Annotated in this window: 15 protein-coding genes; 3 read left to right on the top strand and 12 right to left on the bottom strand. The window is 33.9% G+C overall.

The window, feature by feature from the left end:
• Position 1: 1 nt before the first annotated feature.
• The 5 genes from FF52_RS21870 to FF52_RS21850 form a co-directional block, all read right to left on the bottom strand.
• Entirely contained in the window at positions 2-2461 is a 2460-nt protein-coding gene (locus FF52_RS21870) for a ligase-associated DNA damage response DEXH box helicase (protein ID WP_008469044.1), read from the bottom strand.
• The gene (locus FF52_RS21865; protein ID WP_008469042.1) at positions 2461-4062 is read right to left on the bottom strand and encodes an ATP-dependent DNA ligase; all 1602 of its coding nucleotides are present in this window, start codon (positions 4060-4062) and stop codon (positions 2461-2463) included. Before FF52_RS21865 ends, FF52_RS21870 begins: the two co-directional genes overlap by 1 nt.
• Before the next feature lie 68 nt (positions 4063-4130).
• Positions 4131-5135, bottom strand: coding sequence for a ligase-associated DNA damage response exonuclease (locus FF52_RS21860; RefSeq protein ID WP_008469040.1), 1005 nt, complete (start codon positions 5133-5135; stop codon positions 4131-4133).
• 44 nt (positions 5136-5179) lie between these two features.
• A complete protein-coding gene (locus FF52_RS21855) occupies positions 5180-5566 on the bottom strand; it encodes a YidH family protein (protein ID WP_008469038.1) in 387 nt (128 codons plus the stop codon).
• A 17-nt stretch (positions 5567-5583) separates the two neighbouring features.
• Positions 5584-5901, bottom strand: coding sequence for a hypothetical protein (locus FF52_RS21850; RefSeq protein WP_008469035.1), 318 nt, complete (start codon positions 5899-5901; stop codon positions 5584-5586).
• Between the two features lie 226 nt (positions 5902-6127).
• On the opposite strand from FF52_RS21850, the gene FF52_RS23985 reads away from it, so the two are divergent.
• Positions 6128-6256, top strand: a complete 129-nt coding sequence (locus FF52_RS23985; protein ID WP_257784745.1) for a hypothetical protein — start codon at positions 6128-6130, stop codon at positions 6254-6256.
• An 86-nt stretch (positions 6257-6342) separates the two neighbouring features.
• Here FF52_RS23985 and FF52_RS21845 read toward each other — a convergent pair whose 3' ends face one another.
• From FF52_RS21845 to FF52_RS21820, 6 genes are all read right to left on the bottom strand, one after another.
• The gene (locus FF52_RS21845; RefSeq protein WP_035692189.1) at positions 6343-6972 is read right to left on the bottom strand and encodes a DsbA family oxidoreductase; all 630 of its coding nucleotides are present in this window, start codon (positions 6970-6972) and stop codon (positions 6343-6345) included.
• 496 nt (positions 6973-7468) lie between these two features.
• Positions 7469-8587, bottom strand: a complete 1119-nt coding sequence (dnaN, locus tag FF52_RS21840; RefSeq protein WP_008469033.1) for a DNA polymerase III subunit beta — start codon at positions 8585-8587, stop codon at positions 7469-7471.
• Positions 8588-8694: 107 nt separating this feature from the next.
• Complete coding sequence (gene gldG / locus FF52_RS21835) at positions 8695-10380, bottom strand: gliding motility-associated ABC transporter substrate-binding protein GldG (RefSeq protein ID WP_008469032.1); 1686 nt, start codon at positions 10378-10380, stop codon at positions 8695-8697.
• Positions 10380-11105 (bottom strand): gliding motility-associated ABC transporter permease subunit GldF, encoded by a 726-nt coding sequence (gldF, locus tag FF52_RS21830; RefSeq protein WP_008469031.1) that lies wholly within the window; start codon positions 11103-11105, stop codon positions 10380-10382. The genes gldG and gldF overlap by 1 nt, the downstream gene beginning before the upstream one ends.
• A gap of 242 nt (positions 11106-11347) precedes the next feature.
• Complete coding sequence (locus FF52_RS21825; protein WP_008469030.1) at positions 11348-11638, bottom strand: putative quinol monooxygenase; 291 nt, start codon at positions 11636-11638, stop codon at positions 11348-11350.
• 181 nt (positions 11639-11819) lie between these two features.
• Positions 11820-12647 (bottom strand): SAM hydrolase/SAM-dependent halogenase family protein, encoded by an 828-nt coding sequence (locus FF52_RS21820; RefSeq protein ID WP_008469029.1) that lies wholly within the window; start codon positions 12645-12647, stop codon positions 11820-11822.
• Positions 12648-12915: 268 nt separating this feature from the next.
• On the opposite strand from FF52_RS21820, the gene FF52_RS21815 reads away from it, so the two are divergent.
• Entirely contained in the window at positions 12916-13866 is a 951-nt protein-coding gene (locus tag FF52_RS21815; RefSeq protein ID WP_008469028.1) for a PhoH family protein, read from the top strand.
• 131 nt (positions 13867-13997) lie between these two features.
• Here the strand turns inward: FF52_RS21815 and FF52_RS21810 are convergent, their stop codons facing one another.
• Positions 13998-14450, bottom strand: a complete 453-nt coding sequence (locus FF52_RS21810) for a heme-binding domain-containing protein (protein ID WP_008469027.1) — start codon at positions 14448-14450, stop codon at positions 13998-14000.
• A 367-nt stretch (positions 14451-14817) separates the two neighbouring features.
• On the opposite strand from FF52_RS21810, the gene FF52_RS21805 reads away from it, so the two are divergent.
• The gene (locus tag FF52_RS21805) at positions 14818-15648 is read left to right on the top strand and encodes a Cof-type HAD-IIB family hydrolase (protein WP_008469026.1); all 831 of its coding nucleotides are present in this window, start codon (positions 14818-14820) and stop codon (positions 15646-15648) included.
• The last annotated feature ends 121 nt before the right edge of the window (positions 15649-15769 follow it).

Raw genomic sequence — 15769 nt, 5'->3', positions numbered from 1 at the left:
GTTATTTCATATAGGAAGCGGTCATTTTTTGAATTCTTTCTGCAAGAGTTTCACTCGAAAGCTTTTCTCTTAATCGATCGGTAATGATAGGAAAACTAAAAGGAGTTGGCTTTAAGCATTGTTTCCAGATGATTTTCTGATCGGCAATTCTTTCTAATGCTAAAGTCAAACGTCCTTCTTCTAATTGATGTTCAAAGGTTTCGCGATAAGCTTGATGCAATAATAAATTATCGGGTTCAAAATCTCTGAAGACTTCGAAAAGCAATTGCGACCCGCTTTGCAAATGTTTGGTCTTAACCATTTTTCCTGGAAAACCCGTAAAAACTAATCCTGAAATTACTGCGATATCTCTAAATTTTCTTCTCGCCATTTCGGTTGAATTCAAGCTTTTCTGCAAATCATGATGAACATATTCGGTTGAAAATAGATTATTGTCTAAAACTGCTTCGATATCAATTTCCTGATCGGAAAGCAATTCAAATCCGTAGTCATTATACGCCAAAGAAAAAGTGATTGATTGCAATAAACTAATTCTAAATGCCAATAAACTAGCTAAAGCCTCGTGCACAAAACGTCCTTCAAACGGATAAAAAATAGCATGAAATCCTTCGCGGGTTCTAAACGTTTCGATTAAAAATTCATCTGAACTTGGCACAATAGACTCTTTTCGCTGTCTTTTGAATAAAGGCTGTAAAGCCTTTAATTCTGGCGAAAGATTGTCTGTATTAGCTCGGTATAATTCTTTTCGAAGCAATTCGCTCATCTGCGAAGACAACGCCAATCGGCCGCCCATCCAGCTCGCAATTTTAGATTCTTTTTTCGGACTCGCTTTTTTTACCAAAACCTGCATATTTCTGATTTTGAACAATTCCAGTTTTTTTCCAGCAAAAATAAAAGTATCTCCAGGTTTTAGTTTCGATATAAACCATTCTTCAATTGTACCAATATAACCACCACTGACATATTTGACATTCATCACAGCATCGCCAACAATAGTTCCAATTTGCATTCTGTGATGCATGGCAATCATTCTGCTACTTATTTTATAACAGCCATTTTCATCAATTTCAACTTTTTTAAATTCGTCATAGGCGTGAAGGCTTTGGCTTCCTTGGGTAATAAAATTTAAAATCCAGTTCCAATTTTCGTTGCTTATAGTTTGATAGCTGAAAGTTCCTTGAATTTCTTTTAAAATTTGATTGGGATAAAATCCTTCAGAAACTGCGAGCGTGTTTAAATATTGCACCAAAACATCCCAACTATTCAAATAGGGAACGCGATCTTCTATGACGCTGTTTTCAACCGCTTTTTTCAAAGCAGAAGCTTCTATTAATTCAATAGCATGAGTAGCAAGGAAATAAATAACGCTTTCTTTTCCGGGTTGATGCCCGCTTCGTCCGGCACGCTGCATAAAACGGGCAACACCTTTTGGACCGCCGACCTGAATAATTGATTCGACAGGCGCAAAGTCAACTCCCAAATCTAAACTCGAAGTGCAGACCACCACTTTTAATTCTTCATTTCGAATGGCGTTTTCTACCCAAAGTCTGGTTTCTCGGTCAATGCTTCCGTGATGCATGGCCATTTCACCAGCAAATTCGGGATATTTTTCTAATAATCTTTGATACCAAATTTCGCAAGCTGAACGAACATTGGTAAAAATAAGTGTCGTTTTGCTGGCTTTTATAATTTTTGCCGCTTCATCAATCAGATGTAATCCCATGTGTCCGCGCCACGGATAAGTATCCATTTTTTCAGGAATAATGGAAACAACTTTTATTTTTTTATTAATGACGGCTTTGATTAAGACAGAATTATGGTAGGCCTCAGAATCAACCCCAAGTAAAACCTCTTGGGCTTGCTGTAAATTTCCAATTGTGGCTGAGATTCCCCAAATGCGAATGTTTTTAGAAATTGCTTTTAGCCGCGATAATGCCAATTCCACTTGGACGCCCCTTTTTGTTCCTAATAATTCGTGCCATTCGTCAATTACAATTGAACTGCAGTTTTTAAAAATATTAGCATAACCTTTCGTTGCTAAAAGTAATTGTAGACTTTCGGGAGTTGTAATCAGCAAATCAGGCATTTTGTTTTTTTGTTTGGCACGTTCGGCAGAAGAAGTATCTCCTGAACGAATTCCGACAGTCATTGGAATATCTAAATCTGTAAGTACTCTTTCTGCTGCTTGTTTTATTTCGACAGATAAAGAGCGTAAAGGTGTGATCCAAATCGCTTTTAATCCTGAGTTATGTTTGGTTTTATAATTCGGATTTTCTTTGATGTAATTTAAAATGATAGGAAGCCAGAGCGCATAGGTTTTTCCACTTCCGGTTGGAGCATTTAACAAACCATTTTTTCCCTGCAAAAAAGCAGTCCAAGTCTGTGTCTGAAACGGAAAAGGTTTCCATCCCTGACTTTCAAACCAATTGTTGGCTATGGTAAATAACTGCTCTCTGTTCATTATGAAATCATGTTTTTTAAATCTTCTATCGAATTGGCATCTTCAATTTTTTTATCATGTCTCCATCTTAAAATTCGCGGAAAACGGGTTGCAACTCCGCTTTTATGTCTTTTGGAAAGCGCAATTCCTTCGAAACCAATTTCAAAAACCAATTGTGGCGTAACGCTTCTTACTGGACCAAATCGTTCTAAAGTATTCTTTTTTATGAAATCGTCTACCATTCTAAATTCGGCATCGGTTAAACCGGAATACGCTTTTGCGAAAGTGACGAGTTCACGTTCTTTATTTTCATTTTCCTGCCAAAGGGCAAAAGTATAATCGGTAAATAAATTAGATCGTCTTCCGTGTCCGCGCATGGCGTAGGTGAGGACGGCGTCTATAGTTAAAGGTTCAATTTTCCATTTCCACCAATCGCCTTTTTTTCTTCCGACTAAATATGGAGAATCTTTTCGTTTCAGCATCAAACCTTCGCTTCTCATTTCGCGTGACTTTAATCTTTCTTCTGTGACGTCTTCCCAAATAGAAAAATTAAATCTTTCAGATAGTTGTAGCGGAATTTCTTTTCCAATTAAAGTCGTAAATAGTCCTTCTAACAATGTACGACGTTCTTCGTAAGGCAGATTCCGAATATCATTTCCCTGCCATTCCAATAAATCATAAGCTTTAATAATAACAGGCGTATTTTTTAAAACCGAAGCTGATACATTTTTACGGCCAATTCGGGTTTGCAAATCATTAAATGTCCCAATTTGATTGTTTATAAATGGAAGAATCTCGCCATCAATAACGGTTCCGTCTGGAATATTTCCGACGAAAGATTGAAATTCTGGATATTTATCGGTTACTAATTCTTCTCCACGGCTCCAAACGTAAATCTCGTTGTCGCGGATAATAGTCTGTGATCGTATCCCGTCCCATTTATGTTCGGCGCTCCAATCTTCGGGATTTCCTAAACTTTCCAGTTCGCCTTCAATTGGATAAGCCAAATAAAACGGATAAGGTTTGGATAAATAATCACTGTTTCTTTCATCCAAAATCAATTCCTGAAACGTAATCGTATTCGGATTCCAATCGCCCATTAATTTGTAAGCTAGTGTATCTTCATCAATATTTTCAGCTTTAGAAAGTGCTCGCGTCATCAGTTTCTGACTTAAGCCAATTCTGAAACTTCCCGTTATTAACTTCGTGAAAACGAATCTTTCGTAATAATTTAAATTAAGCCAATTGGTTTGCAGATATTCTTTTTTCTCGAAATCGGTTTTCTTTTTTAAAGCGATTATTTCCTGTAGAAATTCGGTCAGACTTTTATCGGAATGCTCTTTTGTAGTCGGAATAACCAACGCAATAGTTTCAGCCAAATCGCCCACAATATGATAACTTTCTTCAAATAGCCAAAGCGGAATATTTGCCAATTCATTTGCCCATAAACGCAATAAGGTAGTATTGACAGGCCGTGGCGGACGACGATGCGAAAGAATAGCAATTGTCCAGACTTTGTCTTCGTCACTTGCCTTTAGAAAATAATTAGTCAACGCATCAACTTTTACCGATGTTTTATTAGAAGTATCTAAGGTTTTTATAAGCTCGGCAAAGTTTTTCATTTTAAATTCAGTTGAGGGTTGAAAGCTGTTTGTTGGTTTAGGAATTTGGAATTTGCTTATTTTGGAATTTAACTTTCATCAGTATCATTGATTTCCCCTTCGTATTGTGTATGTGCTGTTCTGGCATCATAACCTAATTCTCTTAAGTATCTCGAAAATATATCTGAATATCCATGAGTGCAGATTACTTTTTCAGCTCCTGTTGCTTTTATACTTTCCAATAAACCTGTCCAATCGCAATGGTCGCTTAGGACAAAACCACGATCCACGGCACGTCTGCGTCTGGCTCCGCGAAAAGCCATCCAGCCACTTGCTGTTCCAGTTACAAAAGGAGTCATTTTTCTAATCCAAGTGCTTCCATGTGCGCTTGGCGGAGCAATTACAATGCTGCCGAGTAAATCTTCTTTCTTGGTTTCAGTAGTGACTCTAATTGTAGGTGGCAAATCGATTTGCGGACGCACAATATTGGTCATATTTTCGATAGCGCCATGTGTGTATATTGGTCCAATGCTTGTGTCTAGATTTTTTAGTAATCGCTGCGCCTTTCCTAAAGAATATCCAAATAGTACAGAAGTTTTTCCTTCTGCGCGATTCTCAGCCCACCAATTATTTATTTCTGTCATGACATCAGCTTGCGGTTCCCATTTAAAAGCGGGAAGGCCAAAGGTGCATTCAGTTATAAAAGAATGGCATCTTACCACTTCGTACGGGACAGAAATTCCGTCATCTTCTGTTTTGTAATCTCCAGTAAAAACCCAAATTTCACCTTTGTATTCAACCCTTATTTGGGCAGAACCAATAATATGGCCTGCAGGATGAAAAGAAAATGTCACTCCATTTATCGTAAAAGTTTCATTCCAATTTTTTCCTGAAACATTAATTTCCCCCAGTCGATGTTTCATAATTGGAATATTTGAGTAATGGGTAATATAGTTTTGATGTCCCCATCTGGCATGATCAGAATGTCCATGGGTAATGATAGCATTTTTTACTGGTCGCCACGGATCAAGATATACGTCGGCCTGCTGGCAGTAGATTCCTTTGTCATTAAATTGCAATAGTGGCGGATTCATTTTTTAATTAGATAATTAGAAAATTTAGCAATTAGATAATTTTTTTATGTGCTTGCTGCTATAATTAGATAAGCTATAAGTGATATGCTCAGTACAAAAAGCATCATTGTTATAAAGGTAAGCATTGCGGTTGAATATTGATACTTTCCTTTTTTTAATAATTTGATGGTGCGAACATAACGCAAATAGGAGAGCAGAATAGTCATTGCGCCGGCAATCAACAAACCGATGCCTAAATAAATAGTGAAATTACTATTTGGCGGAACCGTCTCGGCTATATATTTTGCTGGAAGCTGTTTTAAAAATAATGAAAATTTTACTGCAACAAACCCGAAAACCATTATCCCAATTCCTGTACGAATCCATGCTAATAAGGTTCTCTCATTAGACAAGTATTCATTCATAACTTCTTGATCATTTTTTGGCGACATAGTTTCTTGGAGAATTTTTAATATTCAAAATTTCTGTAAGGAGGACAGTTATATTTATCATCTTCGTTATCTAAATTATAACTGTTATAAGGATTAGCATCATCATAAGTAGGATAAGGAGTATTGTCTTCAGCTAGATTAAGTCCGCTTTCTATGATTTCATAGGAGTCTTCAAAATGACTGCAATATTTTCTGTAATTCGTATCAGGATTTTCTCCCGAAGTAAATTCATCATCCATTGCTTCATTTTCATGCGCTGTATCAACATGATCTGGTTTACTGCATTTATAATCATTTAATTTTGCAGTTTTTCTGTTGTCTTTATCTGTTCTCATGTCTGCTATTTTAAATTAGTAAATGGTTATCATAAAATGATATATACAAATTTGAAAATTAGAAACTTGAAAAATTTATAAGATTCGATTTAATTTTTATATGATTTATTTTAAAAAGGATTTTTCTGTGCTTCTCATTTTGTAAAAATCAAATATAATTATGTAAAATAAGGACTTACACATTTTGCAAATTTGTGTATATTAATTATTTAAAAAATTATTTATCATGGAAACTTCAAGAAAAGATTCGAAATCTGGAATGAAAGATTCTGGAAAAGCTCAAAAATCAACTTCTGGTTCTAGAGGAAAAAGCACCACAAAATCTAACGATTCTAAAGGTAGAGGTGGACATTAATTTTTAGTTTTATTGAAAGACTAAATAATAAAAGCGTGCTGTTTAAATATAAACAGCACGCTTTTAGGTTAGATAAGATTTATAATTTATTTCAGAACTTCCTGAATCGTTTTTACAAATGTTTCTACAGGTTGTGCACCCGAAACAGCATATTTTCTATCGAATACAAAAAATGGAACTCCTTGCACGCCAATTTCACCTGCTTCTTTAATATCCGACTCAACTTGTTTTAGAAATAAAGAATCGCTTTCAAGGACTTCTCTAATTTCTTCTTCTTTCAAACCAGCTTGAATTCCCAATTCTATTAAAGTTGGACCATCGTTTAAATCTCGTCCATCAGTAAAGTAGGCTTTAAAGAAAATCTCTTCCATTCTGTCGCCTATATTTTTCGTTTTAGCCAATTGAATAATTCTGTGGGCGTTTAAAGAATTAGAGATAACAGCTTTATCAAAATTATAATCTAAACCAACACTTTTAGCGCGTTCTGCAACTCCTTTGTGCATTTCTTTAGATTGTTCAATCGACATGCCTTTTCTTTCTGCTAAGAACGTATAAACATCCATATCAGGCTGAGATGTGATTGTTGGATCTAGCTGAAAGCTTTTCCATTCAATTTCAAATTCGTCATTAGGAAATACTGCAAGTGCAGTTTCCAATTGTCTTTTTCCGATATAACAAAACGGACACATGATGTCCGACCAAATTTCTATTTTCATTTTACAAAATTACGGAAAAAAAATTGTTTCAGGTTTAAAGTTTCAGGTTTCAAGTTGATATGCTTTGTGTTTTTCTAACCGCAAAGTGCGCTAAGATTTTACGCAAAGTTTTTTTTAGAATTGTTTTGGAACGCAAAGTGCACAAAGGTTCACGCAAAGTTCGCTAAGTTTTATATTTAAGATTTTTTTAGAATGCTAAGCACACAAAGCTTTGCGAACTTTTATACTTTATAAAGACTTACAGGAAAGAAAGCTTAGCGCACTTTGCGTGAATCTTAGAGTTCTTTGCGGTAAAAATTATACTCATAGTATATCAACTTGAAACCTGAAACTTGAAACTCAAAATAATCCTAAATAAAAAACCGCAACTCTTTATAGGAATTGCGGTTTCTAGGTATAAAAAATGGTTGGTTAATAGCGATATCTTTTTTTTTACAATGATATATCTTTTATTTAAAACTAAAAAATATCCCTGTAACAGAAAGAAACTTTAATGTTAACTATTTAACATTACAGGCATTACAAGCATAGTAACTGTTTCTCCTTCTTCTAAACCATCAACTGGAGTTAAAATACCAGCTCTGTTTGGTAATGACATTTCAAGCATAATCATGTCAGATTGAAGGTTAGTCAGCATCTCTGTTAAGAAACGAGAGTTGAAGCCAATTTGTAAATCATCTCCTTGATAATCACAAGTCAATCTTTCTTCTGCTTTGTTTGAGTAATCGATGTCTTCTGCAGATACGTTTAATTCTGCTCCTGCAATTTTTAAACGAATTTGGTGTGTAGTTTTGTTAGAGAAAATCGCAACACGTTTAACTGAACTTAAGAATAAAGAACGGTCAATCATTAATTTGTTTGGGTTTTCCTTTGGAATTACCGCTTCGTAGTTCGGGTATTTTCCATCAATTAAACGACACATTAAGATATAGTTGTCAAATGAGAAAGTCGCATTTGAATCGTTGTATTCGATTTTCACTTCAGCATCAGAAGTTCCTAAAATACTTTTCAAAATATTTAAAGGTTTTTTAGGCATAATAAAATCTGCAACTTGAGATGCTTTTACATCTGTACGTGCATATTTTACCAATTTATGAGCATCTGTAGCTACGAAAATTAATCCCTCTGGCGAGAACTGGAAGAAAACTCCAGACATTACCGGACGTAAATCATCGTTTCCAGCAGCAAAAATGGTTTTGCTTACCGCAGTTGCCAAAACTTCTGCAGGAACAAGCGTTACAGATGGATCTTCAAGACTTACTGCTTTAGGAAATTCTTCTCCAGCTGCGTAAGCCAGTGCATATTTACCTGAATTTGAGCTAATTTCTACTGTATTGTTGTCTTCAACAGTAAAAGTTAACGGCTGCTCTGGGAAAGTTTTTAAAATTTCAAGTAAAAGCTTAGCTGGAACTGCTACACTTCCTTTACTTGTAGAATCGATCGATAATGTAGCCGACATTGTCGTTTCAAGATCTGAAGCCGAAACGGTCAACTCATTATTGTTTAGTTCAAATAAGAAGTTGTCTAAAATAGGCAACGTATTATTACTATTGATTACACTACCTAAAACTTGTAATTGTTTTAATAAGTACGAACTCGATACTATAAATTTCATCTGTTTTATTTTATTTTTTGATGGATGCTTTAGCAAATAAAGGGCTAAATATACGGATTACAAATATATCTTAAACTATCCAAAGTATTACATTTTTTTATTAACATCTATTTACTGTATTTTCTTTTTCTTACAAAAGTAAATACAAGTCCAAAAACGGTTAAAATTAGAATTGGTACTCCGATAGTTATGAATTGAGTCTGAGTATAGCTCTCGTAAACTTTTTCTTTGTCTAATAATGGTAGTTCTACATCTTTGCTTCTAATGTTAATAAGTCCTGTATCATCAAGAAGATAATTGATGCAATTCATGATAAAGTCTTTATTGTCGTATAAATTTCCAGTTCTTTGGTCGTAACCTAGTTCGACTGGCATCATGTTTTTGTCCAATTGGTTTTTTGCAATGTCTCCGTCAGCAATAACAATCATTTTGTTCGGTTTTCCTTTTGCTGTAAACGAATTGTCTTTGAAAGGCAAAACTCGGTTTTCAAAAGCAGAATGGAAAGAGCCTTCTAACAAAACGGCAAGGTTCTGATTCCCTTTATTCAAATAATCTTGCGGAGTTGATTTTTCAGTAACCATATTCAGATTGATTTCTGCTGGTGTTCCGATAGTTTTAGAATATTGAGAAGACTGCAATAAAACTGTTTTTTTGATTCCGTTTTTCAACGTATCAATTGGGTTGGCAAAATCAAACTTAATTCCGCCAAGATTTTTAACAATAGGATGCTGGCTCTTTGGATAAACCTGTGGAGCAAATTTCCAGATAAAATCCTGATATTGCGTTGCGCTTCCTTGCTCGCCAGTTGCCAGTTTTATAGGACTTCCGTATTCGTCTTTTATCAAATCAGGATTAATTCTGAATCCGTATTTAAAGAACATGTCGTTTAGATTTAAATCTCTCGGATAAGCTAAAGTCGCACCCGCATCGTTGTATAAACTGTCCATATCAGCCGCAACTTGATCAATCAGCCAAATGGTTTTTCCGCCATTCATAATAAACTGATCCAGAACTTCTTTTTCTTCATCGGAGAATTTTTCTGTTGGTTTAGAAATAATAGCTAAATCATATTTTTTCAACGCATTTAAAGTTCCGTTTGGATCTTTTGCAACAGAATCTAAAGTAAAAGGTCCAATAAAATAACTCTCACGAATCTGCATCAGCATTTTGGCGATATGAATTTCGTTTAATTCGCCATTTCCTTTTATGATGGCAACTTTTTTCTGTTTATTTTTAGTCACTTTATTTACGGCATCAGCAATTGAATATTCTAAATGCTGAATAGATCCAATTACTTTTTGCGTAGTAGAAGCTCCCATTATGTTTTTTAATAATGGAATATTAACTTCTTTGTTATTGTAAACTGCAACAGCCCATGGGAAAACCATAGCTTGAGATTGTTTTCCTTTATCATCAACTGTAATGTTTACAGGAGTTAATCCTTTTTGGAAAAGTGATTTTGTCAGTTCTTCGCTTTCATCTTCATTTTCTAGCGGATCAACAAATTCGAAAACAATATTGCTATTATAGGCTTGAAATTCTTCTAGTAATTGTTTGGTTTCCTGCTGTAAACGTCTGAAATCGGCTGGAAGATCTCCGGCCATATAAATCTTAATAGAAAGCGGATTTTGAACTTGTTTTATAATGCCTAACGAAGTTGGAGATAACGTATAACGTTTATCTTTCGTTAAATCAAAACGATGGAAAAATAGAGTTCCAAGTACATTTAAAACTACTAAAATGAAAATAGTAATACCTAATGTTTTTAAATTTTGCTTTATAGATGGTTTCATTAGGCTTTATAAGATTTTAATTGGTAAACAGTAAAAGACAAAAAAGCAATGGCAATGCTTAAAAAGTAAATAATGTCGCGAGTATCAATTACACCACGACTCATACTTTTAAAGTGATTCTGCATTCCTAAAACCGAAATGAAATTGTTTGAACCTGGAATTAGTGAACTCAGACCTTCAAAGCCAAAATAAAAGAAAAAGCAAAGAAAAACGGCCACAATAAAAGCCACAATCTGATTTTCTGAAAGGGTAGAAGTAAAGATTCCGATTGCTGAATAAGAAGCAATTAAAAACAACAATCCGAAATAAGAGCCAATTGTGCTTCCCATGTCAATGTTACCTTCAGGTGAACCTAAATCTGAGATTACTTTTACATAAATCAAAGTTGGAATAATCGCTAAAATAATCAGTAAAAATGAACCGAAGAATTTACCGTTTACGATTTCCCAGATGGACAAAGGTTTTGTCAATAACAATTCTAAAGTTCCTTGTTTTTTTTCGTCAGAGAAACTTCTCATGGTTACGGCTGGAATTAAGAAAATCAGAATCCATGGCGCCAATGTGAAAAACGGAGTTAAATCGGCGTAACCTGTATTTAGGATATTATAATCTCCTTCAAAGACCCATAAAAAAAGTCCATTGCTAATTAAGAATATTGCAATGACCAAGTAGCCAATAGGAGAACCAAAAAAGGATTTTATTTCTCGTAAAATGATTGATTTCATGTATAAGTTTAATTATTTTTTGTTTCATGTTTCACGTTTCAAGTTCCTTTACTTTGTGTTTGTTTTTTAACCGCAAAGGACGCAAGGTTTTACGCTAAGTTCGCAAAGTTTTTTCGCAACGCCTTGCGAACTTAGCGTTTTAAAAAGCATCTTAAAAATAATAGCTTTGCGTGCTTTGCGGTTAAATCGTTCCAATTTTTAGATTCAGTTAAATAACTTGAAACCTTAAACTTGAAACTAATTTAGCTAACCAATTTATCAACACTCCACGCTTCAGGTTTTGCATTGAATAGTTTTTTTGTAAAATCCCAAACGGTATTAAACAGTTCAGATTTTCTATAGTTTTCCAAATCGGCTTCGGTTTCCCAATAGCTGTAAGTGAAAAAGATGCATTTATCATTTTTGTCCTGATACAATTCTAAAAAACGGTTTCCTTCTGCATTACGTATTTTTTCTTTCACCGATTCAAAATTCTCCAGAAAATCAGGAATTTTTTCTTCGTGAAAACTCATTTTTACTATTCGAACAAACATCTTATTATTTTAGATTTTAGATTGTTGATTTTAGATTTTTTTGAATTAACTAAAGTCTTACAGGTGCGCAAAAATACCAAATTTGATTGTTGTTTTTATAAAAAAGTAAAATTCCAATAAAGAAATTCCAAATTCTAAATTTTAAAGTTTTCAAATCTAAAATCTGACATCTAAAATTTTTCTAAGAAAACTTAATCGTAATCACATCACGATAATTCAATCCAAGGAGGCTATTTGCAGAACCCACTTTAGAAGGATTGCTTCTGAAAATGGCAATTTCAAGAAACCCTGCTTCATTAAAAATGGCTAGTTTTTCTCCTTCATAGGTTTTAATCGGATATTTGTCAGAAGTGGCAATAGCCGAATAATTTGGCAGAATTGTTTTGATGCTTTTTGGTTTCATCACAATTTCGTACGGACGTCCGCGCGAAACTTCTAAGAATTGTTTTTTAGAAATATTGGTTACAACATTTCCAAAATGATCAATATATATGATGTTTCCTTTTATAGAATTTCCGTCATCTGCAACAAGAGCCTGCAATTCGGTAGCTTCTTTTATAGACGAAATTTCTTTCCCAATTACATTCAACAAACCGCCTCTAGATAAGTGGGAAGCCACTTGAATAAAGATATCTAGATCTGTCGCTTCAATGGGGAAACGATCGTGAATATTAATCGCCACAATCTTTTGCGGCACAATTTTCTGCGTAAGCATGCTCAAGATTCCATTATCGGCACAAATAAAGTAGTGATCATTCCACTGCATGGCAATGTGCTGGTTTTCCTTATTGCGCTCAATATCGACACCTATTAAATGAACAGTACCTTTTGGAAAACTCAAATAAGATGCTCCAATGATATAACTTGCTTCGGCCGTATTAAAGGGATCAATGTCATGAGAAATGTCAATAATTTGAACGTCTGGGTTTTCAGAAAGTATTTTACCCTTCAGCGACCCCACAAAGTGATCTTTCAAGCCGTAGTCTGTAGTAAGGGTAATTATTGACATATTTTTGTTTATAACTATTGATAGTATTTAAATCTAATTTTCATTAAATTTGAGAAATGCAAAGCTAATAATAGTAAACACAAATTGAAAGAAAGTAAAGACAATTTGTGTTTTAAAAAATTAACTTGCTGTTACAGAAGTCTCAGTTCTTAGTTTCATTTTCAGTTTTCTTAAAAACTGAAAACTGCCACCGAAAACTGTGACCAAGAAAAAGACCCGACAACCACTAAATATTAAAAGAAATTATTTTAATTTAAAACAACTTCATTTGAACGAAAGAATAATCGAGCTAGTAGATATTGCACCAAAAGAATTTTGGGGCGCGCAGGACAGCCATTTAGAAATTATTAAAAAGTATTACCCAAAGCTTAAAATCGTAGCGCGAGGGACAACTTTAAAAGCATTTGGCGAAAAAGAAGTTTTAGACGAATTCGAAAAAAGATTTCAAAGATTAATGCTTCACTTTACACGTTACAACAATATTGACGATAACGTAATTGAGCGTGTGATAATGAGTGATGGTCAGGATGAAAAGAGAGCTTACGATCATGATAAAATCTTAGTTCATGGTGTTGGCGGTAAAATTGTAAAAGCAATGACACCAAATCAGCAATTGCTGGTTGATACCGTTAAAAAGAACGATATGGTTTTTGCAGTAGGTCCCGCTGGAACTGGTAAAACATACACAGGAGTCGCTATGGCGGTAAAAATGCTGAAGGACAAAGAAGTAAAAAGAATTATTTTGACGCGTCCAGCAGTAGAAGCGGGTGAAAATCTAGGTTTCTTGCCTGGAGATATGAAGGAAAAACTTGATCCTTACATGCAACCGCTTTATGATGCATTGCGAGATATGATTCCAAACGAAAAATTGGAAGATTATATTCTGAAAGGAATTATCCAGATTGCACCTCTAGCTTTCATGCGCGGACGAACTCTTGACAATGCTTTTGTAATTCTTGACGAGGCTCAGAATACCACACACTCGCAAATGAAAATGTTTTTGACCCGTATGGGGAAAAATGCAAAATTCATGATTACTGGTGATCCAGGTCAAGTCGATTTGCCAAGAAGAACAATTTCTGGTCTTAAAGAAGCGCTTTTGGTTCTAAAAGACATTGAAGGTATCGGAATTATTTATCTAGATGATAAAGATATCGTTCGCCACAGATTGGTTAAAAAGGTAATTGATGCTTACAAGCAAATAGAAAACCACGATTAAGTTTAATTTTAGTCAAATGTTAAATGTAAATCTTGAATTGTGTTCTAACATTTAAAAATATTCGTTTTGTATCTTTTTCTTTTTAAAAAATGCAAAACGAATATTTTTTTAGAGAAAAGTCTATCTGATATTTACTTTAAATCCAAACTGTCTTTTAGTTTTTTTGCCCAATCATTTACTTCTTTTTGTTGGGTTAGTGAAAGTTTAGTGTTTGAGTGAACTATTGTATAGGAATAAAGAGGCATGTCTTTTTTTTCAATTTCATCTATTATTTCACTAAGTTTTTTCTTTTTCTTTTCTAAAGAATATCTATTAAACTCATCAAAATTCAACTCTCTTTTTCCCTCAACAACATGGTCGTTTAGCCACCAGGCTATAGGTTGAATATTGTTATACCAAGGATACTTAGTATTGTTGGAATGACAATCGTAACAACTCGTTTTTAAGATCAAGCCAACACTTTTTGGAACTGCGTGTTGTTTTTCGATAGAATTAAAATTTGACTTTTCAGAAATGTTTTTTTCTGGTCGAAAAAACTGAATAGCGACAAAAATTACAGCGATTAAAATGATTACTTTTTTCATGTTTTCTTTTTTAAATTGTTAGTTCAAATTGCACAAATATTTGGTAAAAGCGTTGGAGGAAGTAAGCTTTAGAGATATTTGGCGGTGCTTAAACAGCAGAAAAGAGGATGAAAAATATTTTGGAAAGTATGTATTGGAAAAGAAATAGCATTTAAGTTCTTTTCTTTTATAAAATTACGCTTTTCAAAATATAAAAAGATATTTATTTATTAAAAACTGGTAATTTTTATTTAATGTCTTTTAAAATAATATCTAAAGTTGAGCAACAATTAAAATATATTTTTAAAATAACTTGATAGGCAAGTCAAACTTTGGTCTTCCAAATTCAAAACCGTAAATTTGCAATTATACCTAATTTGATAATAAGATGACAAAACTTAAAAATATAAAAGTTGTAGTAAGCGACCTTGACGGAACTCTACTTAACCCACAACACACTATTTCAGATTATACTAAATCAATTTTTCAAGAACTTCACAATCAAGGATATCTAATTGTGGTAGCTACAGGTCGCCATCATCTAGATGCAATGGCAATTATTGATAAATTGGAAGTTCCAGTTTATTTGGTAAGTTCTAATGGAGCCCGAATTCATTCGCCAAACAAAGAACAGCTTTTTGCTTTCAACTTAGACAGTGATGTGGTTAAGGCCGCATTAAATGTTGAAATTGATCCAGAAATAACTGTTGTTTTATTCAAAGAAAATGTTTGGCAGACCAATAAATGGAATGAAAAATTGAATTCTTTTCAAACAGAATTAAAATATCGTCCAGAACTGGTAGATTATAAGGATTTAGAGGATTTTGGAGCTATTAAAATTTTCTTCTCTTGTAGCGATCACGAAAAATTAGTCAAATTGAAAGATGCCATTTTAGCCAATTCTTCAGAACATTTGCATCATGCTTTTAGTTTGCCGACTTGTTTAGAATTTATGGACAAATCTATAGATAAAGCAGTTGCAATTGAGCAGGTATTGGAAAGAGAAGGATTTACATTGTCTGAAGCGGTTTCTTTTGGAGACGGATTTAATGATGTGCAAATGCTGTCTTCATCTGGAAAAGGATTGATTATGGGAAATGCTCCATCAATTTTGAAAGAAACTCTGCCAGATTTAGAAGTAATTAAAACAAATGCCGAGGATGGCGTTGCTAGATATATTGCATCTAAAATTTTATATAAAGAGTTTGCAACAAGTTAATTTTAGAAGATATTAGAAAGGAAAATCCCTAAATGAACTACTTATTTAGGGATTTTTTATTTTCTTATCTGAAATTTCATTGTGTAACTATGTGAAATAGTTTTAAATTTGCATTCATAAA

The organism is Flavobacterium sp. F52, assembly GCF_000278705.1.
GTDB classification, from domain to species: Bacteria; Bacteroidota; Bacteroidia; order Flavobacteriales; family Flavobacteriaceae; genus Flavobacterium; species Flavobacterium anhuiense.
The sequence above is the reverse complement of the archived record's forward strand: the minus strand, read 5'-3'. Positions and strand labels throughout refer to the sequence as shown.

Coding starts and splice junctions, on each gene's coding strand:
- FF52_RS21870 (WP_008469044.1), bottom strand. CDS start 2,461: ATGAACAGAGAGCAGTTATTTACCATAGCCAACAATTGGTTTGAAAGT.
- FF52_RS21865 (WP_008469042.1), bottom strand. CDS start 4,062: ATGAAAAACTTTGCCGAGCTTATAAAAACCTTAGATACTTCTAATAAA.
- FF52_RS21860 (WP_008469040.1), bottom strand. CDS start 5,135: ATGAATCCGCCACTATTGCAATTTAATGACAAAGGAATCTACTGCCAG.
- FF52_RS21855 (WP_008469038.1), bottom strand. CDS start 5,566: ATGTCGCCAAAAAATGATCAAGAAGTTATGAATGAATACTTGTCTAAT.
- FF52_RS21850 (WP_008469035.1), bottom strand. CDS start 5,901: ATGAGAACAGATAAAGACAACAGAAAAACTGCAAAATTAAATGATTAT.
- FF52_RS23985 (WP_257784745.1), top strand. CDS start 6,128: ATGGAAACTTCAAGAAAAGATTCGAAATCTGGAATGAAAGATTCTGGA.
- FF52_RS21845 (WP_035692189.1), bottom strand. CDS start 6,972: ATGAAAATAGAAATTTGGTCGGACATCATGTGTCCGTTTTGTTATATC.
- dnaN (WP_008469033.1), bottom strand. CDS start 8,587: ATGAAATTTATAGTATCGAGTTCGTACTTATTAAAACAATTACAAGTT.
- gldG (WP_008469032.1), bottom strand. CDS start 10,380: ATGAAACCATCTATAAAGCAAAATTTAAAAACATTAGGTATTACTATT.
- gldF (WP_008469031.1), bottom strand. CDS start 11,105: ATGAAATCAATCATTTTACGAGAAATAAAATCCTTTTTTGGTTCTCCT.
- FF52_RS21825 (WP_008469030.1), bottom strand. CDS start 11,638: ATGTTTGTTCGAATAGTAAAAATGAGTTTTCACGAAGAAAAAATTCCT.
- FF52_RS21820 (WP_008469029.1), bottom strand. CDS start 12,647: ATGTCAATAATTACCCTTACTACAGACTACGGCTTGAAAGATCACTTT.
- FF52_RS21810 (WP_008469027.1), bottom strand. CDS start 14,450: ATGAAAAAAGTAATCATTTTAATCGCTGTAATTTTTGTCGCTATTCAG.
- FF52_RS21805 (WP_008469026.1), top strand. CDS start 14,818: ATGACAAAACTTAAAAATATAAAAGTTGTAGTAAGCGACCTTGACGGA.